Source organism: Zhouia amylolytica AD3 (genome assembly GCF_000511935.2).
In the GTDB taxonomy this organism is placed as follows: Bacteria; Bacteroidota; Bacteroidia; order Flavobacteriales; family Flavobacteriaceae; genus Zhouia; species Zhouia amylolytica.
Genome location: NZ_AYXY01000019.1, coordinates 578346 through 603040, shown reverse-complemented (window position 1 = coordinate 603040; position 24695 = coordinate 578346). Strand labels below are relative to the sequence as shown.

At 39.0% G+C, this 24695-nt stretch carries 24 protein-coding genes; 16 read left to right on the top strand and 8 right to left on the bottom strand.

Going from position 1 to position 24695, the window contains the following annotated elements; all coding sequences use genetic code 11:
- Nucleotides 1–34 precede the first annotated feature (34 nt).
- From P278_RS07285 to P278_RS07275, 3 genes are all read left to right on the top strand, one after another.
- Nucleotides 35–1084: a tetratricopeptide repeat protein gene (locus tag P278_RS07285; RefSeq protein ID WP_038264396.1), complete on the top strand. Its 1050-nt coding sequence runs from the start codon at nucleotides 35–37 to the stop codon at nucleotides 1082–1084.
- A gap of 159 nt (nucleotides 1085–1243) precedes the next feature.
- Entirely contained in the window at nucleotides 1244–2128 is an 885-nt protein-coding gene (locus P278_RS07280; RefSeq protein WP_038264393.1) for a LysR family transcriptional regulator, read from the top strand.
- A 73-nt stretch (nucleotides 2129–2201) separates the two neighbouring features.
- Entirely contained in the window at nucleotides 2202–3122 is a 921-nt protein-coding gene (locus tag P278_RS07275; RefSeq protein WP_038264390.1) for a YeiH family protein, read from the top strand.
- A gap of 62 nt (nucleotides 3123–3184) precedes the next feature.
- Here the strand turns inward: P278_RS07275 and P278_RS07270 are convergent, their stop codons facing one another.
- The 5 genes from P278_RS07270 to P278_RS07250 all read right to left on the bottom strand — a co-directional run bounded on the left by P278_RS07270 (nucleotide 3185) and on the right by P278_RS07250 (nucleotide 6153).
- Complete coding sequence (locus tag P278_RS07270) at nucleotides 3185–3811, bottom strand: hypothetical protein (RefSeq protein WP_038264388.1); 627 nt, start codon at nucleotides 3809–3811, stop codon at nucleotides 3185–3187.
- Nucleotides 3812–4533: 722 nt separating this feature from the next.
- Nucleotides 4534–4722 carry a hypothetical protein gene (locus tag P278_RS16635; protein WP_038264384.1) on the bottom strand — a complete coding sequence of 63 codons (189 nt, stop codon included), beginning with the start codon at nucleotides 4720–4722 and terminating at the stop codon, nucleotides 4534–4536.
- A complete protein-coding gene (locus P278_RS07260) occupies nucleotides 4710–4946 on the bottom strand; it encodes a hypothetical protein (protein WP_038264381.1) in 237 nt (78 codons plus the stop codon). Before P278_RS07260 ends, P278_RS16635 begins: the two co-directional genes overlap by 13 nt.
- Nucleotides 4947–4968: 22 nt before the next feature.
- Complete coding sequence (locus P278_RS07255) at nucleotides 4969–5394, bottom strand: DUF5675 family protein (RefSeq protein WP_038264379.1); 426 nt, start codon at nucleotides 5392–5394, stop codon at nucleotides 4969–4971.
- A gap of 3 nt (nucleotides 5395–5397) precedes the next feature.
- Nucleotides 5398–6153 (bottom strand): hypothetical protein, encoded by a 756-nt coding sequence (locus P278_RS07250; protein WP_038264376.1) that lies wholly within the window; start codon nucleotides 6151–6153, stop codon nucleotides 5398–5400.
- Nucleotides 6154–6437: 284 nt separating this feature from the next.
- Here P278_RS07250 and P278_RS07245 point away from each other — a divergent pair, with 284 nt between their 5' ends.
- The 3 genes from P278_RS07245 to P278_RS07235 all read left to right on the top strand — a co-directional run bounded on the left by P278_RS07245 (nucleotide 6438) and on the right by P278_RS07235 (nucleotide 7766).
- Nucleotides 6438–6638, top strand: coding sequence for a hypothetical protein (locus P278_RS07245; protein WP_038264374.1), 201 nt, complete (start codon nucleotides 6438–6440; stop codon nucleotides 6636–6638).
- A 398-nt stretch (nucleotides 6639–7036) separates the two neighbouring features.
- The gene (locus tag P278_RS07240) at nucleotides 7037–7246 is read left to right on the top strand and encodes a hypothetical protein (RefSeq protein WP_038264371.1); all 210 of its coding nucleotides are present in this window, start codon (nucleotides 7037–7039) and stop codon (nucleotides 7244–7246) included.
- Nucleotides 7191–7766 carry a hypothetical protein gene (locus tag P278_RS07235; RefSeq protein ID WP_152973904.1) on the top strand — a complete coding sequence of 192 codons (576 nt, stop codon included), beginning with the start codon at nucleotides 7191–7193 and terminating at the stop codon, nucleotides 7764–7766. The genes P278_RS07240 and P278_RS07235 overlap by 56 nt, the downstream gene beginning before the upstream one ends.
- Before the next feature lie 28 nt (nucleotides 7767–7794).
- Here P278_RS07235 and P278_RS07230 read toward each other — a convergent pair whose 3' ends face one another.
- A complete protein-coding gene (locus tag P278_RS07230; RefSeq protein WP_038264365.1) occupies nucleotides 7795–8682 on the bottom strand; it encodes a dienelactone hydrolase family protein in 888 nt (295 codons plus the stop codon).
- Between the two features lie 231 nt (nucleotides 8683–8913).
- Nucleotides 8914–10581 carry a discoidin domain-containing protein gene (locus tag P278_RS07225; protein ID WP_082436104.1) on the bottom strand — a complete coding sequence of 556 codons (1668 nt, stop codon included), beginning with the start codon at nucleotides 10579–10581 and terminating at the stop codon, nucleotides 8914–8916.
- A gap of 420 nt (nucleotides 10582–11001) precedes the next feature.
- Here P278_RS07225 and P278_RS07215 point away from each other — a divergent pair, with 420 nt between their 5' ends.
- The 10 genes from P278_RS07215 (at nucleotide 11002) to P278_RS07170 (ending at nucleotide 23499) form a co-directional block, all read left to right on the top strand.
- The gene (locus tag P278_RS07215; RefSeq protein WP_038264356.1) at nucleotides 11002–12246 is read left to right on the top strand and encodes an efflux RND transporter periplasmic adaptor subunit; all 1245 of its coding nucleotides are present in this window, start codon (nucleotides 11002–11004) and stop codon (nucleotides 12244–12246) included.
- Nucleotides 12243–13691 (top strand): TolC family protein, encoded by a 1449-nt coding sequence (locus P278_RS07210; RefSeq protein ID WP_055725812.1) that lies wholly within the window; start codon nucleotides 12243–12245, stop codon nucleotides 13689–13691. The genes P278_RS07215 and P278_RS07210 overlap by 4 nt, the downstream gene beginning before the upstream one ends.
- Nucleotides 13688–14353 carry an ABC transporter ATP-binding protein gene (locus P278_RS07205; RefSeq protein ID WP_038264351.1) on the top strand — a complete coding sequence of 222 codons (666 nt, stop codon included), beginning with the start codon at nucleotides 13688–13690 and terminating at the stop codon, nucleotides 14351–14353. The genes P278_RS07210 and P278_RS07205 overlap by 4 nt, the downstream gene beginning before the upstream one ends.
- An 11-nt stretch (nucleotides 14354–14364) precedes the next feature.
- Nucleotides 14365–15705 carry an ABC transporter permease gene (locus P278_RS07200; protein WP_038264348.1) on the top strand — a complete coding sequence of 447 codons (1341 nt, stop codon included), beginning with the start codon at nucleotides 14365–14367 and terminating at the stop codon, nucleotides 15703–15705.
- Nucleotides 15702–16877, top strand: a complete 1176-nt coding sequence (locus P278_RS07195) for an ABC transporter permease (RefSeq protein WP_038264346.1) — start codon at nucleotides 15702–15704, stop codon at nucleotides 16875–16877. The genes P278_RS07200 and P278_RS07195 overlap by 4 nt, the downstream gene beginning before the upstream one ends.
- Nucleotides 16867–18234: a sigma-54-dependent transcriptional regulator gene (locus tag P278_RS07190; protein WP_038264343.1), complete on the top strand. Its 1368-nt coding sequence runs from the start codon at nucleotides 16867–16869 to the stop codon at nucleotides 18232–18234. The genes P278_RS07195 and P278_RS07190 overlap by 11 nt, the downstream gene beginning before the upstream one ends.
- Complete coding sequence (locus P278_RS07185) at nucleotides 18224–19483, top strand: sensor histidine kinase (protein WP_038264340.1); 1260 nt, start codon at nucleotides 18224–18226, stop codon at nucleotides 19481–19483. Before P278_RS07190 ends, P278_RS07185 begins: the two co-directional genes overlap by 11 nt.
- A 135-nt stretch (nucleotides 19484–19618) precedes the next feature.
- The gene (locus P278_RS07180; protein WP_038264338.1) at nucleotides 19619–20581 is read left to right on the top strand and encodes a patatin-like phospholipase family protein; all 963 of its coding nucleotides are present in this window, start codon (nucleotides 19619–19621) and stop codon (nucleotides 20579–20581) included.
- A gap of 270 nt (nucleotides 20582–20851) precedes the next feature.
- A complete protein-coding gene (locus P278_RS07175; protein WP_051413456.1) occupies nucleotides 20852–22744 on the top strand; it encodes a helix-turn-helix domain-containing protein in 1893 nt (630 codons plus the stop codon).
- Nucleotides 22745–22980: 236 nt separating this feature from the next.
- The gene (locus P278_RS07170; protein ID WP_038264335.1) at nucleotides 22981–23499 is read left to right on the top strand and encodes a hypothetical protein; all 519 of its coding nucleotides are present in this window, start codon (nucleotides 22981–22983) and stop codon (nucleotides 23497–23499) included.
- 70 nt (nucleotides 23500–23569) lie between these two features.
- On the opposite strand, the gene P278_RS07165 is transcribed toward P278_RS07170, so the two are convergent.
- Nucleotides 23570–24604, bottom strand: coding sequence for a TQO small subunit DoxD (locus tag P278_RS07165; RefSeq protein ID WP_038264333.1), 1035 nt, complete (start codon nucleotides 24602–24604; stop codon nucleotides 23570–23572).
- Nucleotides 24605–24695: the final 91 nt, after the last annotated feature.

The window sequence follows — 24695 nt, the reverse complement described above, 5'->3', positions numbered from 1 at the left end:
AATCTTAATTTAAAATAATTTAAAACTATTCAACATGCAAACTGAGTTTCGTGTAAAATCATACATAAACAGAGCTAAGCAATATTATAAAATAAAAAACTTCAGAAAAGCTGCTCAAGTCTATACCTTATTAATCGCAAGTAATCCAAGTCATGCAAGTCTTTATTACCACAGGGCTAAATGTTATAGCAAACTGTGGTGGTACAGGAGCGCCTTAAAAGATCTTAATACCTGTATTAATATTGATCCGAAGTATTATAAGGCCTATAGTTTAATGGGATTTATATTCACAGAAAAAAATAAATACGATTTGGCTAAACTTCATCTTCAGCATTGCGTTGATATTAACCCGAACTATCCCAAAGTATACAAACACCTGGCTTTTTGGGAGTATGCCAATAATAATTATAAGAAAGCGTTTGATCACCTGAATAAAGGATTGATGTTATCCCCTGAAAAACCATTATTCTATTATTTAAAAGGGATTGTCTATGAAGAACTTAATAAGTTCACTATAGCCATAAATCATTATAAAAAAGCTATTGAAATTAATCCTTGTTATGCCATTGCTATTTTGAATCTTGCAAATTTACTAGCAACCATAGGGAAACACTCTGATGCATTAAATGTATACGATCAATTATTGGAGTTAAATCCGAATAATGATATTGCTTATGTAAATAAAGGAGCTGTTTACCTGGAATTGACTATGACTGAAAAGGCCTTAGCATGTTTCAACAGGGCAATATTGATTAATAATCAAAATGCGGATGCTTTTTATAAACGTTCAAAGCTAATGTTGCTTCGTAAAGAGACGAGTCTGGCATTAAATGATTTAAATACTTGTTTACATATAGACCCTTATTGTATGGAGGCATACTACTATAGAGGTTTTATTCATTTAATTAGAAAGAATTATAAAGACGCCCTTTCAGATTTTAATAAATTTATTGAAATGGAGGATGAGGAAGCGGCAGCCTACCATTACAGAAGCGAAGTACATATGAAACTTGGAAATATCGCGGCGGCTCTGGAAGACAAGAACAGAGCCCACAAACTCGACCCGGATAACTTTACACTCTAATCGAATCATGAGTGCGAATCATGGTATCAAATCTTTTTCTTTGAGAATAAAAGACTAGCAGACCATTACAGTCTTCAGGTTTTGATTTTGTAATTTTACCATGCTTCCCAAAAAGCCACTGCATCACTAGCTTGTCTTTTTGGTTCCTACGACATACAGATGAAAAATAAATTACACATTTTTAAAACAGTAGCGCATTACAATAGCTTTACCAAAGCGGCAGAGCAATTGTCCATTTCACAACCCGCCATTTCCAAAGCGGTTCGAACCCTCGAAGACACCTATAAAACCACCTTCTTTGTTAGAAACAGGAACGCTATTGAGCTTACCGACGAAGGCAAAGCGTTTTTAGTATATGTGAATAAAATACTGGATGTCTATGCTAAAATTGAAGAACAATTTTTAACCAAAAAAGAATTGTTTCCCGAACGTATACAAATGGGAGTAAGCACCACCGTGGGGAATTATATTTTACCTGGCGTAATCGCTAAATTTAAAACTCAATTTCCTCAGACAAACTTTAAAATAACCTCCGATAATTCGGAGAACATCGAACAGTTAATACTAAACCAACAACTGGATTATGGTATTACGGAAGGAAAAAATACCAATCCGAAACTACATTTCAAGAAGCTGATCAAAGATGAAATTGTACTGGTTACCAATGCGGCTAATCGAAGCTTTAAAAACGAAACCATCACTATCGAAACTTTAAAGGAAATCAACATGGTTGGCAGGGAATCCGGCTCCGGAACAAAAGATATCATCGCAAGTGCCTTACGAGACCATCAGGTTGATCAACTTCATACGGTGGTGAGTTTTAATAGTACCGAAGCCATCAAAAATTACCTGTATTATTCAAATGACTACGCCCTGCTATCGATACATTCCGTCACAGAAGACTTGCTAAATAATAAACTCAAGGTTATTGACATTAAAGGTATTGCGATCGAACGATGGTTCTATTTTGTTTGTCGTACAGGCTATCAGTCAGGAACTATGGATGCATTGGAAAATTTCATACATAACAACTATAACTTTTAGTTATGTAACATAGCTAATTACTGTGCTTAAATGTTATTGTTCGACCATACCTTTGCAGGTACATATGAATAACATGAAAGCAGTTTTATCACCTTTAGTTTATACAACCCTGGTAATATTGATCCTCTTCGGTATTATCAATAGTGGGGTGGCCCTGGTACTAGGTTTTTTATCTTCTGTTTTTTTAGAGAACCCTTTTAAAAAATATACGCATACCCTTGTTAGTGTACTCCTCAAAATAGCGGTTATCGGCCTGGGTTTTGGAATGTTCATCAAAGAAACGATCCAAGTGAGTGGGGAAGGACTGCAGCTTACCCTGTTATCTATTGTGCTAACCGTTGGCCTGGGATTATTGCTGACACGCCTATTGAATCTCGACCTTAAACTGGGGCATTTAATTACCTCGGGAACCTCCATTTGTGGAGGTAGTGCCATTGCAGCTATTGCCCCGGTAATCAAGGCGGAAGCCGGGATCATTAGTATGGCCCTGGGGGTCGTGTTCTTTTTAAATGCCTTAGCCTTATTTATTTTTCCATCAATAGGGCATTGGTTTCATTTGAGTCAACAGCAATTCGGAATGTGGTGTGCCATAGCCATCCACGATACCAGCTCTGTAGTAGGAGCTGCCATGAGTTATGGAGATGAAGCCTTAAAAATTGCCACCACCGTTAAACTGTCAAGAACCCTGTGGATAATTCCGATGGCGATCTTTTCCATGTTTTATTTTCGTACCAAAAAGGAGAAGATTAAATTCCCATATTTTATACTCCTGTTTATAGGGGCCATCATAGCCAATAGCTACCATATCATCCCGGCAGAGCTGTCCCTTACCATCGTTTTGGTCTCAAAAAGATTACTGGTATTTAGCCTGTTTGTAGTAGGGAGTACTATTTCTTTAAAAGATCTGAAGAAGGCAGGTATGAAACCGGTGGTTCTCGCACTGTTTTTATGGACCTTTATCTCGGTCTTTTCTTTAGCCTTTATAATTTTATAGTACCCGGACCACCACCTGGCATGGTATCATAACAGGATAAGCTATTAAAGCCTGTCGGGATATTACTTCTCCGAAGTCTCCCGGGCTTCCCTTCTTTCCACAAACTCGATAAAGTAGTCTTTAACCTTTTTGTTTTTCCCCTTTTCCTTTTCAAATTTCTCCAGTAACTCAGGATCAGTAGCCTCCAATAAATCATGCATGGTGTATCTGTTCAATTCCATGAACTTACCATTGGCCAGGTTAAAGAAGCCATGTGTTTTGTTATAGGAACTACTGGTGTGAGAACCGTTTCGAACGGTAGATTTTTGAAGAAATTCCAGGTAACAGAACTGACCGTAGAATTCAACCTCATAGAAATTGGTCTTAGAGTCAAATTCTTTCATGGCAGCGGGATTGATATAGACATGTGTCCCATCGCTGAAGCCGATGATGCCACCGATCTTTTCTGCTTCCTTACGCTTTAGCTTAAAACGTTTTACCGGATGCCCTTCAAGTCCCATAAGTCCGTGCGAAGCTTTTTTATCCTGGATATCAAATTGAGAGAGCTCCAGGGTAGGAGCATTGGTGATAAATTCGCCATATGTTTTATAAACACCGGGTTTGTAAGTTGCCTGATCCCATATAAATTCCTGCGAAATACCGAATTGACTGAATACGATCAAACAAAAAATTAGTAGTGATTTTCTCATAGTTTGGGTTGATTTAGTTTAGTTTTTGGTGGGTAAAACTAATATTAATTTTTAACCTGCCTAAATTTTAATCCAAGAAATCCGGTGGATTTAAAAGGATCATAAGAGTGGGGAAGGAAGTGAATAAATTAGTGATTGGATATTTGATGGTAAAAGATAAGGATTGAGAACACCAGTATTGTAATTAATAAATTGAAATTGATGACATCTGAGATAAATTTCAAATAACCCGGCTCACAACCGGGTTCTTACTAGCAAATTTTTGGGCAATTAATTAAGTTTACTACCTATTGTATTTTTTCATTCGGTTACTTTAATAATTAAAAAGCTTTCATAGTATCACTTTAGCCGCCATCATTAATTTTATCGGGTACCCATAGCTGAAATAACCGTTAAGGACAAAAAGCTGTTTGAACACTGTTGCTAAACAGTGTGAGTTCTTTTTGTATAGGTTATGAAGCGAAATGGGTGATACTAATTAATGCCGGCTTGACTTTTTGTTTCTTTTGCGTCAAGGCAAAAGAAAGGAAAGGAAAGGAAATAAAATAAAATAAAATAAAATAAAATAAAATGAATTTGGTATTAGGGTAATGGCAGCTAATTACTATGTTGTAATATTTTATTGCTTTTCCATATATAAGCATAACTTATTAAATTCTCAATTTTTGAATTGTAAAAAACAATTTATAAAAAAACCCGGCTCACAGCCGGGCTCCTTCATATTACTTCTTCAACTGCTCCATCACCCATTTCAGTAATAAACTAACCAAAAAACTGGCAATGGCACCTGTAGTAGCCATAATTAGGGTCAATACAAGGTCGTCGTACCGTATGCCCGGGATCATCCCGAAAACGGTACCGCCGGTAAAACTAAGCTTATAAACCGTATTACCGTCCATTATTCTAGCCATGTTTGTGTGGGTATTTCAGTTTCATCACTAACTACCGCCTGGCTCACCGCAGTAGCCACCGTACCCGCAACTGCCAGGTACGAAGCAATGGTAACCACAATAGCAGGTAACGAAATGGGCGCAGCAACAATGGCACCGCCGGCAGCAGCAAGGGCAACTCCGAAATTTCGTAATACCCTGAAAAACTTAGGGGTAGGTTTACTAAAACGTTCTGTAATTTTCATGATTTTAGATATTTAAGATTAATTATGAAGGCATAAGTGCATCAGAATGATCCTTGGATTCAATTCTCAAAAACAAATCTTCTTCTAGATTTCGAGATCGTTCATAATACAAAAACAACTTATCCAGGGCATTCTTAGAAAAAATCCCTTTCCCAAGCCCTGTTAACTGGCTTACAGGAGCAATGCATCCTTGCAATTCTTCCTGGGCATTGTTAGCCGGATGAATTAAGATGCCATCCCTTTCCGATACCTGTTCCACCCGAAAATGAGGCCCTAGTCTATAGGTGTTTCGATGCTTTAATAGATAGTTTCCATCAGGGATACATGAAATATTCCGCTGGTTATCCTTCCAGGGCAATTCTATGGTGAAACAAATAAAATTCCCTCGGTAATAGAGAGCACCCAGGGTGCTCTCTTTAAAATGGGTTCTTAATAAAACCAATTCCATTGCTTAAGGTGTATCGATCCCAATAACATTAAGCGCATTAAAAGCACCATTTTTAAGCGGGTACATTTGCCCGTTAACCTCCTGGTAAAAGCTAATCCCCATTACCTGAAATAGTGGCAGGGTGCTGTTAGCGGTTACCGAAGCCGATAGGTCTGTAGCCGGGATTTCTTCTGCATTCCATGGAAGAATACCGGTTTCATTACCGTCGAAAATGAAAGTTTCGTTCTCAAAATCCAACTCCGTTAAACCAATGATTAGCTTAAAATGGGTGGTCCCTTCAGGAGCCTCTATACCAATAGAGGGAGTTAAAGCAGGTAATTGTACTTGCATGCTTCCTGCTGCACGATCAATATTCGTTGAATAAGGGACAAACAAGGTAGTATTCAGTTTTCCTTTGATATTAAAATCGAAACCTTTAAGAAGAGCTAATTCACCATCTTGTACAGTTCTTTGCCCGCGAGCATTCGTAGTGTCTGTTTTAACGATGCTCACAAGGATTTTTAACAACCTGCTGGTTACGCGTCTGTCTTTGGCATCACGCATCAGGGTGCGCAATGCCATGCGAAGGAGTTTACTTCCTTTACCTGCCCGACCAAATTCAAATCCGTTTTCCCGGGTACGCTGAAAAGCAGGATCACTTTCCATCCTGGATTTTTCAATTCCTCCTTTTTCACGAGCTAAATAGCCGTCGGCGGTTTTATAAAAGGTAATACCTCCCATGGTGCCTTTTAGTTTAATGATTCCTTTTTGTTGTGGCATGATTTAAATTTTTAAAGAATAAAATCCTATGAGACCTTCCCATAGCGATTGAAAATGAATGGTTTCCTGCAGTACTTTTTCATTTCATGTCCAAACATATAGGAAAGATGAGCCGATCGAAAATTTGAAGAACCCTGATCATCCTAAATAGCCGTTTTTGCAGGTTTTTGCCGCTAAGTATAAATCCGTACAGATCGTATTAAAATGTTTCTTTGGCCTTGAAGTTGGTCGATTTTCGGCTTAAAAATTAGGGGGTATAGTGGGGGTTCCTTTATATTTAAAGTATGAGAGGAATTAAAAGAGTGTGTATTTATCCAAAAGATATCCAGCGAATTACCGGAAAAAGTATCCGGAATTCAAGAGCGATCTATAAAAGGATAAGAGAATATTTTGAAAAAGAACCCCATCAGATGGTAACGGTTCATGAGTTTGCTTTGTATATGGGGATCAAAAAAGAAGTCGTTCAGGAATATATTACAGATTAACAGGAAAACAAGTTTTATTTTCCACCTCTCAGTGAGATTCCTGCTTGGCGGAGCAACCAAAAATACCTATAACCATACCTCTTTGCTTGGGAATAAATGGAACAACGATGAATAAAGTAAGTAAATGGCTAATTATAATTACAATAATTTTCCAAAAAAATAAGTATTTTCAAACACTGAAAATTGCAGCAAATCAATCAAAATGCTTGTCAATTTTCATTGTTTTATGGCTGTAACACACCATAATACGCCATTTTAAAAGGATATTATTACCTGTGTTTACTGATGATAACACACTGATAACCACCTTATATAATCGTTTAATGGTGAGGTGGGATGCTCATTTTTGATGTATTTTTAGGTTTTTAATTAATTATTAACTTATAAATCATTTACAAATGAAAAAAGTATTATTATTGTTAGTAGCAGTTTTAGGAGTTTTAACCTACGCATGTACCCCAGATACATCGCATGAAGAAACCCAGGAGTTGTACGGAATTGACAAAGACAAAGTCGTACCTCCGATTAACAAAGGAAAACAACAAGAAGTCTATGGAATCGATAAAGACAAAGTCGTACCTCCAATCAAAAAAGGAGAACAAGGCTAAAAAAGATGTTATTCTTATTGGAGTAATAGCCTTTATAGGGGCTATTGCTCCCTTTTTACATATATTCTATGCAAGTTCTGACGCAGAAGGCATTTTCGGATTTAAAGAAATGTCGTCCTTCTTATTTGCCATAGGTTTTCCCGTCCTGGCCGTTTGTTATGGCTTTATTCTCAATTTTATCAGCTATAAACTCGAAGAGCTGAGAGCTACCTTTCAATTAATATCCATTGTCGTAATGTCTATTGGTTTTTACTTTATCTCATGGGCTATTATTCCGTCGGTACAAGATTATCCACCGCTGATGTACTACGGCTTTATGATCCTGATCGCTATTGCTTGTAGTTTATTCATGATCAACTTACATAACCTCTTACCATCGAGCGACCATTTAAAATTGGTGGTACGCTACCTTACAACCGTTATTGAATTTGAAGGGAAGGAACATGCCAAAGACAAAGATGCTTATGAACGTAATGTCAGTAAGCCGATAAAAGATTATGTCGATGAGCAGACTAAATAACCCTATTGAAATCATGAATCAAGTGGTTCTAAGCCAACTCCTCTTTAAAAAATTCAATGGTTCGGCTCCAGGCTAATTTGGCAGCAGCTTCATCATAACGAGGTGTTGAGTCGTTATGAAATCCATGGTTGGTATTCTGATAGATATAAGCAATATATTCCTTATCGTATTGGTTCAACGCTTTTTCATAAGCAGGCCAACCGGCATTGACACGTTCGTCCAATTCAGCATAGTGTAATAATAAAGGGGCATTGATATCCGGAACCAGTTCCAGTGGGGGCTGACTTCCATAGAACGGAACAGCAGCTTTAAGGTCTTTTAACTTTACAGCCATCATATTCGAGATCCAACCTCCAAAACAAAACCCTACAACCCCCACATGGCCTGTACATTCCTTATGATTCCTTAAATACTCAAATGCAGCTATAAAGTCCTCCAGCATCTCATTCCGGTCCCGTTTGCGCTGCATAGCTCTTCCATCATCATCATTACCCGGGTAACCGCCCAAAGGCGACAACGCATCGGGTGCAATGGTGATAAATCCAGCCAGTGCCCCACGACGAGCCACATCGGCTATATGCGGATTTAATCCGCGGTTTTCATGTACCACCACAATCCCCGGTAACTTCCCGGTCGCACCCTTGGGGCGCGATAATTGAGCCTTGATCGTACCACCGCCCTTAGGCGACTCGTATTCGATGGTCTCCGTATGAAGCTCCTGGCTTTCCGCCGCCACCTGTATGGTATTTTCGTAATTAGGAAGCACAAAGCTCAATAACGATGAAATGGTAAGGCCACCTACAGCATACAGCGATAACTTTTCAATGAATTCCTTACGATCCATTTTATTGTGTGCATAGGCATCATATAAGTCGAATACCTTTTGGTCGATGTCTTTCTTTTCAATCTTTTTCATAAGTGATGGTTGCTAAAGTATTGGTAATAATAATCTTAAAGTTAACGGTAAAACGGAAATAAACCAAAATTAATACGATCGGTAAGGAAATAGCGGGAGAAAGGGTAAATAAAAAAAGAAACCCCGCCCGAATGAGCGAGGTTATCAACCAAATTAATCAACTGATCTTATTTTCAAATAAGAGCGTCAATATGCTTGTTGCCTGATTAAAGATGAGGTGCTACCTGCTTTTCAAAAGGCACCGAATTCCGCAAGTGCACACACATCTTTATTGTAGGTACTGTTCATCGTTATTCTAACATAGCGCAGACTGAGCGGATCGGCAAAAGTTCTGATCTGTCGCTCCTGTATTTGCTGCAAGCTATAATCACCTAACTTCGTCCAGTTCGTCTGGTCGTTACTGATCTCGATGGTGTAATTTTTAATATGTACTTGTAACGGACCACTGTTGTTCGGGTCGGTTTGCTGTCGTTGCGCAAATGTGAAACCGTTTACCGTTTTAACAGCGCCGAGGTCTACAATAAAGTCTTGTGGAATCTTACCGATCTGAGGCGAACCCCACCATTCGCTGTGCCATAAGGTATTACGATCGTTATCGATTAGGTTTTCTTTTCCTTTGCCGGCTTGTTCCGATTTTATATAGGTCACCTGCCAGTCCGATTTATCCATTTCATTGATGGTTTCATTTAAGTGCATATCCAGACGAGGTTTCCCGTTGAGCATGAAATACCCGAAATTGTCTAAACTCTCCAGGGTTCCGTCCTCAAAGACGATACGAAGTTTTAGTCGGATAAAGGCCCAGTCTTCAAGCATATCAGGGTAAAACCCGGCCAGTGGCATCGTTAATTCTGCATTACCGTTCTCATCGAAGGCGGTGGTCCAGTTAATAGCATCGTAATCGTTATTCACCCATGCAGGGTACTTATCGTGATAAACCGCCAAATGAGCCGGCTTGGCCCCGGTAGCTGCCAGGTGCGCCTTGATATAGATGTTTTCCTCGTCCGAAGTGAATTCGAAATTGTCCAAACCAAATTCAGGTGAGGTATAGTACGGACTGGCAGTAGTCTGAAAGATCGGGTTCTTATCCAGGATAGCGCAAGCTGCCTTAGTGATATGAACCTTCCCCGCATATTCTTGTCTCGACAATCGGCCACCACCGCCACTCATAATACATTCTCTGAAATTATCAGGATCGTTATAACGCTCGCGATCATGAGGTACATTTAAGGAATGCAGTAGTTCGTGCATATTCGACCCCACTTTTAAACAATCGCCCTCAGTAGTTCCGTTTCTAAAGTATTTCATGTCTAACTTCTCGTAATCTATTAAATAGGCCAGGTTGTTTATACCTGTGAAAAAGAGCTTGGGATCTGGATTAAAATCACAGCCTGATCCGTTGCCGGTACCGCGTTGGAAAATGGCAGTATGAGGACCGGCTTTCTCATCAGGATGCTCCGCAAAATAAGCGTTTACTTCTTCTGCAATGTATTTTATATTTTGTGAACCACTACGGTAGTCTTCGTACTGCCCCTCAATAGGAATGATTTTCACCAATGAGTCATTGTAAACATCCCTGAGTAATCCAAACTTTCTTCTTTCATAGCCATAACTCGCTAATTCGTCAGCCAGGTGTTCCTGCCAAAATGTTAATACCCCCGAAAGTCGCTTCTGATACTTTGGATGGGGCTGGGTGCCTTTAGGATAAAAATAGACCACGTTAAGGTTATAAGGCATATCCGAACGATAATCCGGTTCAGGATCTTCAGTACCTTTTAAATGCTCGTAGGTCAACGTCTCCGAAGTGTCATATTCACTGCATGCGTAACACAGTGTAAACAAAATGACCGCACCTATCAGGTGGGGCAGGCGAAAAGTAATTGTTGATAGTAATGTTTTCATAATAGATAAAGTTTAAAAGTTTATCAGTTTTATTGGTGTGGTTTTTAGTGATATAAAGAGCGTGATTTATGGCTAAAAAAACGGGGAATTGGTCGTTGAATACCCATGACATTTTTGTTTTTTGAGATTTTAAGCCCAGTAAACTTGTGGTTTGAAGAACAGAACAATTCAATTCCAACATTTTTTATTTAATGAGCAAAGCGGCCTCAAGTCCTCAAAGAATCGATTGATCCTGCCATACCAGAACCCATAACCTTCATGACCAAAAGTTGAAAATGTGTATGATAGCGAAATGTTCGTTACTTGTCGAAAACGAACATAAGTGTTCGAAATCGAACACATTCTTATTTCTTTATAAAACATAAAGATTTGATTATGAGGTGTTTATGACTTTGGTATGCAATTGGCACATACCCTGGCATGGATAAAATTATTGATAAGAAAAGTCAACGTACTAATAAGTTAAAGCGACTTAAGGTTCCTATGGGAATTGGAGGCGTGGTTATTTTCCTGCTGATAGGGTTGCCACAATTTTTCAGATCTTCTCTGGAAAGAGATGCAGTAATTATAGAAACAGTAAAAAGAGGGAGCGTTGCCAATACGCTTTCTGCGGAAGGGATCGTGGAACCTTTTGGTGAAGTGGTCCTGGTAAGTCCGGCAACCGCAAAAATTAAAAGTGTGTTCCGGGAAGCCGGGGCAGTGATCGATTCCGGACAAGCCATCCTTCAGCTCGATGCTGAGTTTATGGCAAGAGAATACAAGCGCCTGGAAGACGAATTAAAATTGAAGGATAATAACGTACAGAAATTAAGACTTGAACTTCAAAAGAATTTACGCCAGATAAAATTAGAAAACGAAATAAAAGAACTGCAGGTTAAGAACTTTATAGCTGCAGTAGATCGTATGGAACGCCTGTATGAAATTGGAGGTGCTACCAAAGAGGCCTTAAACGAAAGCAAACAAAACCTTGAGATTGCCCGTTTAGAAAAAGAGAAGCTACAGAGTGAATACGAATATAAAAAGGCATCCTTCGGACAGGAGTTGGCCAACGAAAGTATTTTGTCTTCTATTCAGCGTCAAAAGCTGGAAGAACTCGGCAAGAAACTCGAAGATGCTTCCTTAAAAGCACAGCAGGCAGGAATGCTTACCTGGGTAGAAAAACGCATCGGAGTACAAGTACAGGAAGGGGAACCCTTGGCTAAAATAGCAAACGTTTCTTCCTTTATCTTAACCGCCAGGATCTCTGACCGCTATATGCAACAATTGCAAATAGGATTACCGGTACTGGTTACGGTTAACAGTGAAGTAGCTAAAGGAGAAATCGATCAAATTTCACCAACCGTTGAAAATAATGCCGTTAATTTTAAGGTACGACTGGAAGCCAATAGTCAGGATATGCTTAAACCAAACCTCTCTGTTCCGGTTTCTGTGGTAATCGGGAATAAGGAAAATACCTTGTTCTTGCCGGATGGAGCTGCTTTTAAAGGTGCCAAAACACAAAAGGTCTTTGTGTTAAATGATGATAAAGCAATAGCTAAAGAGGTGGAACTGGGCATACAGGCCGATGGAAAAGTAGAGATCTTAAGCGGACTGGAAGAAGGTGATCAGGTAATTATTTCTGATATGGAAAATTACAAGAATAAATCTAAAGTCAATATCCGATGAAGAAGCTTTTAATAGGCATAATGTTATTGATTTGCGGGATAGGACTGGCACAACAATCCAACTATACTCTGGAACAGCTTATCAACCTGGCACAGGGAAATGCGATGAGCCAGAAAGAGGCCGTCCTTACCCTTAGAGAAGCGGCGTTGGATTATGAAGCGATTAAAGCTGCATTAAAACCGCAACTTAATCTGAAAGCACAATTACCTAATTTCTATAAAAGTTCTTCAGCCGTTACACAACCGGACGGAAGTATTAGCTTCCTTCCAATCTCTCAGGATGACAGCGATTTGCAATTGCAGCTGTCTAAACAAATAGGCCCCACCAATACCCGCCTGTTTACCGAGGTGAACCTGCAGCGCTATGAAAACTTTACGGCCGATGCGGTACTTTACAATAGTGTGCCCTTTAGAGTGGGTATACAACAGGGAATCAATACCTTTAACAGGTTTAAATGGGATAAATCACTGAATCAGATCGATTATCAGATCGCCTTAAAAAACTCAGAGGTGAACATGGAAAAGGTAGCCCTCGAAGTGGTTTCCGGTTTTTTTAACTTACTATTGGCCCAGGTGAGTCACGAAATAGCAGAAACCAATCGCGATAGTAATGAGAAAATCTATAACATCGCAAAAGAACGCTATAGTTTGGGAGTGCTTTCGAAGGCAGATCTGTACCAGTTGGAATTGCAATTGAATAAATCGGAGGAACAGTTGATCAGTGCAAAAAGACAGTTATTAAGTTCTGATAGCGCCCTCAGACGTGCAGTGAATGTATTCTCTGATCAGGATAACTTATTCAAAGTACTGGTTCCTCAACAAGTAAACCATTTCTTTATCGATCCGGATAAAGCGGTTACTCTGGCATGGAACAACCGACCGGAGCAACTCGAAAATGAACGGGCCCTTATGGAAGCGGAAATGGTTTTGGAACAAGAAAGAAAAACTCGTGGCCTCCAGATGCAACTTTACGGAAGTGTAGGGGTAATAGGTTCCGGAATGGATATAAGTACGGCTTATCAAAACTCAAAAGCTGATGTATTGGTGCAATTAGGACTGGAAGTGCCTATTTTTGACGGAGGGCAACGCCGTATCGCCATCGAAAAGCGTAAAACCCAGCTAGCCTTCAACCAGGCCGAAAATACCTTTAGAGAACAAAGTTTTAAGCAAAGAGTACGACAATTGGTCATTCAATTCAATGAGATCCAGGAGGAACTGGAGTGGAGTCAGAAGAATTTAGATCTGGCACAGAAACGCTATGAAATAGCCAATCAACGGTATGTCCTGAACGGGATCAGCGTAACCGATCTAACCCTGGCCTTTGCAGAACGGGATACCACATGGCGCAATCATATTATCCTTTTGCAAAGCTATTGGACCCTCTATTACACCATAAGAGAATTAACGCTATACAATTTTGAAACATCTAATTATTTATACCAATGATAAAGATAGAAAACCTTAACAAATCGTATTTCACAGATACACTGGAAACACAAGCACTGCAAAATATCAATTTAGATATAGCTGAAGGGGAATTCATTTCAATAATGGGCCCTTCAGGATGCGGGAAATCCACCTTATTAAATATGATCGGTTTAATCGATCAACCAACCGACGGACAGATATTCATCAATCAAATGCAACTGGAAGCCCTACCGGAAAAGAAACTGGCCGAGTTTAGAAACCAACACCTCGGTTTTATCTTTCAGAGCTTTCACCTAATCTCGGATTTGTCCGTAATTGATAATGTGGAACTCCCGCTTCTTTACAGAAAAGTAAATGCTAAGAAACGCAAAGAAATGGCTGAGGCGGCTTTGGAAAAGGTCGGATTGCTGCATCGTAAGAATCATTACCCAAATCAACTCTCGGGTGGACAACGACAACGAGTGGCCATTGCCAGGGCGATTATCGGTCAGCCTTCTGTATTATTAGCGGATGAGCCTACCGGAAACCTCGATAGTGTATTGGGAATACAGGTAATGGACCTGTTAATGGAGCTCAACAGCGCTTCAAAAGTAACCATCGTAATGGTTACACACGATGAAGCCATTGCGCAGCGAACCAATCGTATTGTACGATTATTTGATGGAAACATCGTCAACTAAAAACTACTGAGATGTTAAAGAACTATTTAAAAATAGCACTAAACAGCCTTCGGAAGAATGTGTTGTACACCGGGGTAACCCTCTTTGGGATTAGTTTTACCCTTATGGTACTCATATTTGCGGTGGCCGTGCTGGAAAATGAATTAGGAAGCAATAAACCCATGACAAACTCAGATAAACTCATGTTTATTCCGAGTATGACCGCCAAAGGGTACGAACGACAAAAAGAAACAAAATACGATAGTATTTGGGTAGACGATACCCTGAAAATAGATACCATTACCACCACCAAGATCAATAGGGCCAATGTGGTTAATGAATCGAATGCAGGCTTGTCTTATTCGGTGTTTAACGATAGACTTAAAACCATGACGACCCCCAGGTTTAAATCAGTATATTTTCCTAAAATACCGATCAATGTATATCCATCGAATGCCAAATTAGAATTAGAGGCTAATCTGGTGGATGCGGAGTTCTGGAAGATCTTTGACTTTAAATTCCTCGAGGGTAAAGCATTTTCCGAAATGGCTGTAGAAAATAGGGTTAGAGAAGTGGTCATGAAAAAAGAGGCCGCTAAAGCTTATTTCGGAAATAAGGATTCTTATCTGGGGAGTGAATTTACCTGGGGTTCCAATGGTACTTTTAAGGTAGTGGGGATTGTAGATAAATCCGTGTCCTCCAATGAAGCAGTAAGTGTCGATTTGTTTTTCCCGGTTACATTTACCAACAGCGACGACCTTAACTACAGCTTTGGTCACCTCGGATCCGGTCACGTGGTCCTGATGGCTCATAACCATAATGATTTCGATAAAATATCTGCGGAGCTCGATAAGGTGGAAAACAACATTCAGCCAGTCGATGATTTCGACGAGTTCATTTTTAATGAAAAAACGCTGGAGGATATGTACGCTTGGGGCTTTATAGGAAATCAAACGCAACGATTTGGTAGTAAACTATTAGGGTATATTTTCACGGGCCTCGGACTCTTTTTGCTCATTCCTCTTATTAACCTTATCAACCTGAATAGCACCCGGGTCCTTGAAAGATCGGCCGAAATCGGAGTTCGAAAAGCCTTTGGGGCACAAACAAAAGATGTGCTGGTACAGTTCCTGTTTGAGAACCTGATCTTAACCCTTATCGGAGGTTTTATTGGCCTGATTCTTAGTCAACTCTTATTAGGACTATTTAACGCAAACCAGTGGCTGGGAGAAACCCATTTGGCCATCAATCCGATGGTTGCCTTTATCGGGTTGGTTATCATGATCGTTTTTTCATTTCTGTCAGGAATCATTCCTGCCTACAGAATTTCTAGAATTGCTATTTCCAACGCTTTAAAAACTGCCTCATTATGATAGTTCATTATTTAAAATTATTGTGGAAACGTCGCAGAAGACACACCCTTCTGTTCCTGGAGTTTGTATTTACCTTTTTTATTCTGATTGCAGTACTGCACTATACTTTGAATAAGGTAAAATACATGAATGAACCGATGGGGTTTGATTCCGAGAACCAATATATTGCCAATATACAATTTGACAGAGAACTTTTGAAAGACTCTGCGGGCTTCTTTAACCTTACCAATAAACTAAAATTAGGATTAAAATCCCTTCCGGAAGTAGAGACCGTAAGTGTCTCTAATTATGTATATCCCTACGGAAATGCAGAATGGTATACCAATAATGAATCTGATAACTTTTCGTATAGAACATCTTATACCCAGGTCGATGAAGAAGCAATTAATGCTTATAATTTGAATATGGTGGCAGGACGATTCTATACCAAAGCAGATTACATCAGAAAGAAAGTGCCTATCGTGGTTAACCAGGCATTTGTGGATACCTTTATGGAAGGAAAAGATCCGGTGGGGTTTGTACTTACCCTACATGGCGAGGATGCAGAAATAATTGGAGTAACCGAAGCTTTCAAATATAATGGAATCTTTTTGGAAGGTGAACCTTTTACCTTTTACCCGCTGAATTACAGCTGGGGCAATTCGGCGGCCTTGGTCATAGATATGAAACCGGGTACGCCCGCAACCGTGCAAAAGGAAATGCATGAAATCCTTAAAAAAGAACTCAAACACGAGAACTTTTCTCTAACCACCTTAGACGACCTAAAGCAAACGTTTAATAACCGTTTTTGGGTGCCATTGATAGGAATGCTCAGCGTGAGTCTGTTTTTGATCATTAATATAGCAATGGGGTTATTCGGAACCCTGCGATATGCTATCAATAAAAGAAAATCAGAGATCGGATTGAGAAAAGTACTGGGAGCCACCACGAGAAATATTCGTTTTCAGGTAGTCGGAGAGGTAATATTACTTATGATATTAGCTTTTTTCGTAGCCTTGATTCCTGCTGTCCAGATATTTGAATTTGGAAACCTGATCACCGATTACAGTACTTTTATAACATCTATTGCTTTGAGCTTGCTTTTAATTCTTATTTTGGTGTTAATTTGTAGTATTATACCAAGCCAAAGAGCTTCTAAACTTATGCCAGCGGTAGCTTTACATGAAGAGTAATACAAAACACCCATATAAAATACTCGTGCTTGACGACGACGAAACCGTTTGTCAATCACTCCGATATTTGTTTATCAAACAGGGTTGGGAGGTGCAAACACTTACCAACCCGCTTAATGCAGTGGCTTTCCTGAAAAATAACCCTGCCGATCTGATTTTGCTGGATCTGAACTTTAGAGTGGGAACCGATGGAAAGGAAGGCCTGGGGATATTAAAAGAAATTAAAAGTCATACGAAGGAGGTACCGGTCATTTTATTTACCGCCTGGGGGAGCATGCAGTTAGCGATTGATGGAATGAAGCTGGGGGCTGCTGACTTTTTAACCAAACCCTGGGATAATGAAAACCTGATTGCTGCCATTCGTACACAATTACAGCTAAGAGGTAAAAATGAAGATCGACCAACGTCACATTCCAGCCTGGATGCTATTATTGGAACTTCTGAAACCATTAAGGCAATTAAAGAATGGATCGTTAAAGCTGCACCCACCGATGCTACCGTTTTAATTTCAGGAGAGAGTGGTACCGGAAAAGAATTGGTGGCTAAAGCCATCCATGACCTTAGCAAACGACAAGATCAGGCTTTTGTCTCAGTCAACCTGGGAGCCATTCCTGATTCTCTTTTTGAAAGCGAACTCTTCGGTCATAAAAAGGGGGCCTTTACTTCGGCTGTTTCTGATCGGGAAGGACGTTTTAAATTGGCTGAGAAGGGAACCCTGTTTCTCGATGAGATCGGAGATTTAGCCCTGGCCTCACAAGTAAAGCTTTTAAGGGTCCTTCAGGAAAAAACCTTTGAACCCCTGGGAGGTTCGAAACCGATCAAAACAGATGTTCGCATCATCTCCGCCACGCATAAAGATCTTTCAGATATGGTGGTACGCGAAACTTTTAGAGAAGACTTGTTCTATCGAATCAACCTGTTGCATATACATCTCCCTGCCTTATCAGAACGTCGTGAAGACATTCCGCTTTTGGTAAATCATTTTATTCAACAGTTCAATGCAACTCAGAATAAAAAGGTGAAAGTAGAGTCTCATGCGCTGGAATGGTTAGAAAAGCAGGTATACCCGGGTAATATTCGTCAGCTTAAGAACTGTATCGAACGGACGGTGTTATTAACTGCAAAGAATAGTTTGGGTATCAAAGATTTTAAACCTCATTTAGAAGCAAAACCTGGGGGAAGTAATAAATTCCCAAAGGTGGGCGAACTTACCCTCGATGAAATGGAGAAGACACTAATAGCAAATGCTTTAGAGTTTTATGCCGGAAATATTACCGATGCCGCACGGTCCCTCGGAATAACCCGTAGCGCCCTATATCGCCGAATCGAAAAATACAATATAAATTATGACGCTTAAATGGCGATACCGCTTATATCATGGGGTAGTGTTCTCTTTGTTCACCGCCCTGGTGATATATACCTTTCACGATCGATTGTTGTACCTAATGATAGCCGAAATCATGGTGTTCGTGCTCATCGTTTTATCATTTTACCTCTTCAAGTCATTGTTCTTGCCTATCGAACAGATTAATCTGGGGATCGATACCATAAAAGATCAGGATTTTACAGTTAAGATCAGTGAAACAGGAATGAAAGAAGTGGATGAGATGATTAAAGTTTATAATTCACTCATTGAAAACATCAGGAATGAACGACGGTTTCAAAAAGAACAACATTTCTTTCTCTCGCAATTACTGGAGAGCCTCCCGATTGGGGTCCTTATTTTAGATTACGACGATCAGATTGCCGAATACAATCCTGCAGCATCTAAATTTTTTAATCTTGAGAAAACCGATATAGGAGCTCCAATATCGAAAGTATTACCTTTTGTAAATAGCACGGAAGCCACTACAACATTTCCGATAAAAAGATATCAGAACAATTATTACCGGGTAATAGCAAACACCTTTGTTCATAAAGGATTTCATAGAAAGATCATCATGCTCGAAGAAGTGAGTAAGGAAGTCTTTGCTATCGAAAAAAAGGCCTACGATAAGGTGATACGAATGATGGCCCATGAGGTTAAGAATTCGGTGGGAGCCGTAAACTCAATATTGGAGGAATTAAAGAATGATCTGGATACCGAAGAGGCCAACCTTTTAGAGATAAGTGTTCGAAGAAATAAGGCCCTGAATCAATTCATTAATAATTTTGCCAGGGTGGTTCGTATTCCTGAAGCTCATAAAGAACCAATAGAATTAGGGACCTGGATTGAAGAGGTATTGATCCTGATGAAGCCTAAAGCTGAAGCTAAAGGGGTTTCGATGAGGTTTATAAATCCAGGATTTAAAGTGTATCAATATATCGATGCGACCCTCTTGGAACAAGTGCTTATTAATGTATTACTCAATGCAATAGATGCCTCGGAAAATGCAGCCCAAAAGGAAGTAAAAGTCGAACTAACTAAAAATCAGTTAATCGTTACAGATTTTGGAATTGGAATTCCTGAAGAATTGCAAAAAGAACTTTTCACACCCTTTTTTACCACCAAACCTAAAGGACAGGGAATCGGACTAACCATGGTGCGTGATATCCTCGAAAAGCACGGGTTTCAATACCGTTTGAGTAGTGATAATGGAGCTACCCGATTTCAAATTAAATTTTAGGCAACTGCCTGCAAGGACTCCAAAATTAAAGTTAATCCGGAATAATACCGCCTGAATTGGGTGAAAAACCCCTGTTTTTACGCTTTTAGATTTTGTAACTTTATTTGAGAAGAGGGACGTATTAACCTTAAATCTATGGCAATGAAACATCTGGGTATATCTGGCGGAGGTACTAAAATTGGAGGCCTTTTTGGAGTCGCCGAATCCATCATCTTTGAAAGGGGATATCAACCTGATATTATAAGTGGAATTTCGGCAGGAGCGGTGCTATCACTTCCATTGGCATTGGGGAAACGAGATTTGATAAAAGAAATGGTTCTTGATTTTAATCTGAAAACATTTTTTAATGTACCGCCCGTTAAGGAAAATGGTAAAATAAGACTATTCAATGCCATAGGAAAGATAATAGCAGGTAAACCTTATCTGGGAGAACAAAAGAACCTTGAAAGATTATTGAAACAAATAGTTTCAAGAGAAGAGTTTGAGCATTATAAGACAGCTGATAATCTACCCATTTGTATTGTCGGAGCTGTCGATTTTTATACGGGAAAACGTTTTTATATCAATCTTAAAGAGGTGAGCTACGACGACTTTCCGAAGTTTGTAAATGCTTCGGCATCCCTGCCAATATTTACGCCCGGAGTGAAATTCAATACGAAAATAACTGATTTCGAAGGAGTTTCTAATGCCCACGATAAGGTGCTGTTGTTTGACGGAGGTGTCAGAGACCATAGTCCGAGTGCAAAGATCCTGAATAGTACGAATCCCAATTTTAATATCACAGAAACCTGTACCATCTTTTCCAGACCGGAAAGTTTGTATGATATTTTGAGCCCATTCGATTTTCTTCCTCGCAATCTTCTTAAAATATTGGAGCGCTATGTATCAATCACCAATGCCGAAGTATCTAAGAATGATCAGGCTCAGGAAGCACAAATTATTAAGGAAAAGGAAATCCTCGATCATGGAACCTTTTACTTACCGCGCATCATGAAAGGAGTCTATGATGTAGACAAAAGCCGCCTGGCAGCACTTTATGAAAACTCCAAGGAAATTGTAACAGATGAAAGTTGGAATGATGTAACGCTTTTCGCTTAAAAGTGTATTATTATATGAGTTTAAAACTACTACGTAATAAAGCTGAATGCTTTTAAAAACAGGAACAATAGAGACTTTGAATAGACATGTACAATCAGTTTTGTAATAAAAAGTTTTAGGAGGCCTGGAGGATTACATACCCATAAATCTTATTAAGATCTTAAAGATTTTAATTAACTGATTTTTAACTGTTTAACTTTTTAGGGTTAAGTCTTTTGTATCTTTGTACAACGTATTAAAAATGGAGCGATCTAAAATGAGGAAGCGAAGATGTATAAGTCTGCATATGATATGGGTCATGAAGATTTACTCCAAAAACTCAGACAGATTGTTTTAGACAATCTGGAAAATGAGAATTTTGGAGTTTCTCAGCTGTCTGAACATATCGGAATGAGTCGCTCAAATCTTTTTAGGAAATTAAAGCAACTAACAGGAAAGTCAATAAGTTGTTTTATTAGGGAAATCAGGTTAGAAAAAAGCCTTGAACTTTTATTAAATAGCTCCGATACAGCATCTGAGATCGCTTATAAAGTAGGCTTTAACAGTCCTTCCTATTTTCACAAATGTTTCTATAAATATTATGGCTTTCATCCTGCTGACGCCAAAGACCAATCTGCAGACATTTTGTATAAGAGAATAAAAAGTCAAAAGGTGGTAAAGCCTGGTAGACCGTGGATTATATCAAGAATTGTTTATCCCGTGGTTATTCTTCTTATAATCATTTTTGGGGTGGGATATACCTTGCTGAATACTGATAACACTCAAAGTTCAACCGGGGAAATTGAATTGGAAAAGTCCATAGCCATTTTACCTTTTCAAAACTTAAGCTCGGATGCAAGCAACCAATACTTCGTAGATGGCCTGGTGGACGATCTGATCAATAGACTTTCAAAAGTGGAAGGTATCAGCGTGATTTCCAGTACTTCATCAGATTTGTATCGGGAGCGAGGTACCAAAACAGTACCACAAATTGCCCGAGAATTAGGGGTCGCTTATTTAATAGAAGGTAGTGTACAGCGGGATGCCAATAATATTCGGATTAACGTTCAACTGAACGACGCTAAAAATGATGAACAAGTGTGGTCTCATATTTATGACAGGGAGCTCAATGATATATTTTCTACCCAAACCGAGATTGCGATGATGGTAACCTCTGCCATGCACCTCGTGCTTACCCCTGAACAAACTAAAGAATTATCGAGTTCTGGAACTATGAATTTAAAGGCCTTGGAACACTATCAGTTAGGGAGGTTTCATCATGATAAAATGACTACCGAGAGTGTAGGGAAGGGGATTTCATATTTTAAGGAAGCCATCGAGGAAGACTCAACATTTGCCAGGGCTTATATAGGGTTGGCTGACGCTTACAGCATGCTGCCCGCCGAACCTTATGTTCCTAATGTTAAATTAAAAAGAGAATTGGCGTTAAAAGCTTTGTCTTTAGACAAAAGTTTAGGTGAAGCGTATGCTATTCTTGCTGAGTGTTTTGAAGCGGAAAAAAACTGGAAAGCCGCTGCAACTGAGTACATGAAGGCTATAAATTTAGAACCTAATAATCCCAGAATTCTTAGACCTTATTCTCAGTTTTCGTATTTGACCAGGAAAAAGCAAGATGCTCGGTTATACATCGATAGAGCCATTAAATACGATCCATTATCCTTTTTAAATCATCATTTTAGTGCCTTTATTTATGCCAACGAAGAACAATATGAAAAGGCCATGGAAGAACTGATCATATGTGAAGAACTCAATAAAAATCAACCATGGATGCTGTTAGGGAAAAGTCATATCAACCATTATTTTGGTAATGACCATGAAGCCGTTGTTGCATTAAAAGCCTATGCTAAAGTTGCTTTTGGAGCTGATTATTCCAAAGAAATTGACAGTATATATGCAATTAGTGGGTATAAGGGACTTTTGGAATGGCAAATACCAAAAACCAATTTCCCTCAATATCAGTCGGAATTATATGCAGCTCTGGAAAATGAAGAAATGGCCATACGTACCTTAGAAAAGGCCTTGGATGAAAATCTACTGAATAACTATTTCGTATATAGACCTTGTTATAAAGAGTATGTGAACAACCCACGTTTTAAGGCCATTGTGAAGAAAAAGAAATTATATAAATTTTACTACGATAAAGATGGTAACTACATTCAATAGCACCATAAGTTACCACTCATGCAACCTGATTCCCTCTGCAACATAATTTTTCAAAAAATTACATTTTTCTACAACATACTTGTTAAGTGCAACTTTCATAATTATTGCAATTTTGAATAGGTTTTTCTAGTACCTATAAGTACTCCACAAAAACGCTCATTAAATAAGTTTTAGATATGAATTGTATTCCAATAAATACAATAATAGTAGATGTTTAACCTTAAAAACAATGAATTATGAAAGCTTTAATAATGGTTTTATTATTTGGTCTGACCAGCCTCGGATTTGCACAGTCTAATCATGGTATTTTTGATGGGATTATTTTGGAGGATGTGGTAGTTACTCCCTTGAACATGGATTATTTAAACACGGTTCGCGATGAATGGACTCCAAAGAAAGCATTGCAATTACAAGAACGAGCCGCTCGTTTTGATATCAGGGATACGGAAGAATTTAAAGATGGATTGTCTCCATTTGCTGTAGAGTTTTATGGATCACACGGAAAGATTAAGGCCGTTTACAGCGAAGAAGGGTACATCATATCAGCCGTTGAGCGTTTTAAAAATATTGCACTTCCGGCAGCAGTAATGGAAATGGTTTGCGAAGAACATCCCGGTTGGGCAATTGTAGCTGATAAGTATATCAATCAATACAGCGATAATGATATTGTAAAGCGCGAATATCAATTAAAACTCAGCAAGGATAAATTGAATAAAAATATAACGATAAATCTCCTGGCTGTAGTCAAAGAGTAAAATTTAAAAGCATGGTTGAAAAACCATGCTTTTTTAAAGTTAGAAATAAGCATTCTTTACATACCGTATATTATGGACGAATAACCTGCTCCCATGTTATACCACTGATATCCGTAAGAATTAACGTATAGGCCTTGTTTGTATGTTTCAGATATTCAGGGAGTTGGAGGTTTATAATTGCCTTTGCCCCCAAAGGAACTATCAGGCTGTGTGCACCTGGCTTTATCTTAGCGATATAACGATTGTTTATTTCAATAGATTCTTTTTGGGATAGAGCCTTCCCATCTAAATGAATAATGGTTTGGTTTTGTTCATCTCTCAGGCTTATTCCAATTAAAAATGAACCGTATACATCGACCCCTTGGGTTCTGTACATTTCAAATGATAATTGGTTCTCATTAATTTGAGCATCTGCTATTTCAATTTTTGGTTTTACCGATTTGTTATGGAGGTCTCCCCAAACACCACCGTGGAAATATTGATTGGTAAACAAGGTTATAAATAAGATGATTCCCGAACCTATGGCAACAACTCGAGGTAGTTTTTTCGATTTAACGGGAAGGATACCTGATCCTAGCGGTGAGAACCATTTTCTTTGAGCAATCGACGCATGGTTCCGGATTATAAATGAATCCAATGAAAAGGTACCTCCACCACTCATAAATATGGTAAATCCGGCAGCGATTCCCAAAACACCTATTTGCCATTCATCAAGGCAGGTGGTGCCTATCCATCCTGCACCGAGTAAAATACCCATGGCCAAACCAAAAACGCCTATGCTCATGAGTCGCGTTAGAAACCCAAACATAAACAGCAAGCCTACAATCCCTTCTATAATGGTAAAAATCACCATGGTCCACCATAAAGTTTCCGGATGCGTAACGAGATACTCGATAAAGCCCTGTATCCCTAATGCATTTGGTAAAAAATGATTGAATTTCTCCCCGATATAGCCTGTAGTATTCGGATCGAGTTTATTGGCTAAAAACAGGCGTCGCCAAAAAGCTGAAAAATAGGTCCACCCTACAACCAAACGCAAGGCGGTAGTGAATAATCCGGATAGCTGATATGCTTCCAGTTTATTTTTATACTGAATGTTTTCCATTTTAATTAATAAGTTAAATATTGATTATTTAAAAAAAATGCCTGTAGTACCGGTTCGAACTACAAGTCTTATGTTTGTTGATGTAACGAAA

Coding starts and splice junctions, on each gene's coding strand:
- P278_RS07245 (WP_038264374.1), top strand. CDS start 6,438: ATGAGAGGAATTAAAAGAGTGTGTATTTATCCAAAAGATATCCAGCGA.
- P278_RS07250 (WP_038264376.1), bottom strand. CDS start 6,153: ATGCCACAACAAAAAGGAATCATTAAACTAAAAGGCACCATGGGAGGT.
- P278_RS07240 (WP_038264371.1), top strand. CDS start 7,037: ATGAAAAAAGTATTATTATTGTTAGTAGCAGTTTTAGGAGTTTTAACC.
- P278_RS07195 (WP_038264346.1), top strand. CDS start 15,702: ATGATAGTTCATTATTTAAAATTATTGTGGAAACGTCGCAGAAGACAC.
- P278_RS07210 (WP_055725812.1), top strand. CDS start 12,243: ATGAAGAAGCTTTTAATAGGCATAATGTTATTGATTTGCGGGATAGGA.
- P278_RS07215 (WP_038264356.1), top strand. CDS start 11,002: ATGGATAAAATTATTGATAAGAAAAGTCAACGTACTAATAAGTTAAAG.
- P278_RS07280 (WP_038264393.1), top strand. CDS start 1,244: ATGAAAAATAAATTACACATTTTTAAAACAGTAGCGCATTACAATAGC.
- P278_RS07205 (WP_038264351.1), top strand. CDS start 13,688: ATGATAAAGATAGAAAACCTTAACAAATCGTATTTCACAGATACACTG.
- P278_RS07260 (WP_038264381.1), bottom strand. CDS start 4,946: ATGAAAATTACAGAACGTTTTAGTAAACCTACCCCTAAGTTTTTCAGG.
- P278_RS07170 (WP_038264335.1), top strand. CDS start 22,981: ATGAAAGCTTTAATAATGGTTTTATTATTTGGTCTGACCAGCCTCGGA.
- P278_RS07255 (WP_038264379.1), bottom strand. CDS start 5,394: ATGGAATTGGTTTTATTAAGAACCCATTTTAAAGAGAGCACCCTGGGT.
- P278_RS07225 (WP_082436104.1), bottom strand. CDS start 10,581: ATGAAAACATTACTATCAACAATTACTTTTCGCCTGCCCCACCTGATA.
- P278_RS07190 (WP_038264343.1), top strand. CDS start 16,867: ATGAAGAGTAATACAAAACACCCATATAAAATACTCGTGCTTGACGAC.
- P278_RS16635 (WP_038264384.1), bottom strand. CDS start 4,722: ATGGCTAGAATAATGGACGGTAATACGGTTTATAAGCTTAGTTTTACC.
- P278_RS07230 (WP_038264365.1), bottom strand. CDS start 8,682: ATGAAAAAGATTGAAAAGAAAGACATCGACCAAAAGGTATTCGACTTA.
- P278_RS07235 (WP_152973904.1), top strand. CDS start 7,191: ATGGAATCGATAAAGACAAAGTCGTACCTCCAATCAAAAAAGGAGAAC.
- P278_RS07270 (WP_038264388.1), bottom strand. CDS start 3,811: ATGAGAAAATCACTACTAATTTTTTGTTTGATCGTATTCAGTCAATTC.
- P278_RS07165 (WP_038264333.1), bottom strand. CDS start 24,604: ATGGAAAACATTCAGTATAAAAATAAACTGGAAGCATATCAGCTATCC.
- P278_RS07200 (WP_038264348.1), top strand. CDS start 14,365: ATGTTAAAGAACTATTTAAAAATAGCACTAAACAGCCTTCGGAAGAAT.
- P278_RS07275 (WP_038264390.1), top strand. CDS start 2,202: ATGAAAGCAGTTTTATCACCTTTAGTTTATACAACCCTGGTAATATTG.
- P278_RS07185 (WP_038264340.1), top strand. CDS start 18,224: ATGACGCTTAAATGGCGATACCGCTTATATCATGGGGTAGTGTTCTCT.
- P278_RS07180 (WP_038264338.1), top strand. CDS start 19,619: ATGGCAATGAAACATCTGGGTATATCTGGCGGAGGTACTAAAATTGGA.
- P278_RS07285 (WP_038264396.1), top strand. CDS start 35: ATGCAAACTGAGTTTCGTGTAAAATCATACATAAACAGAGCTAAGCAA.
- P278_RS07175 (WP_051413456.1), top strand. CDS start 20,852: ATGTATAAGTCTGCATATGATATGGGTCATGAAGATTTACTCCAAAAA.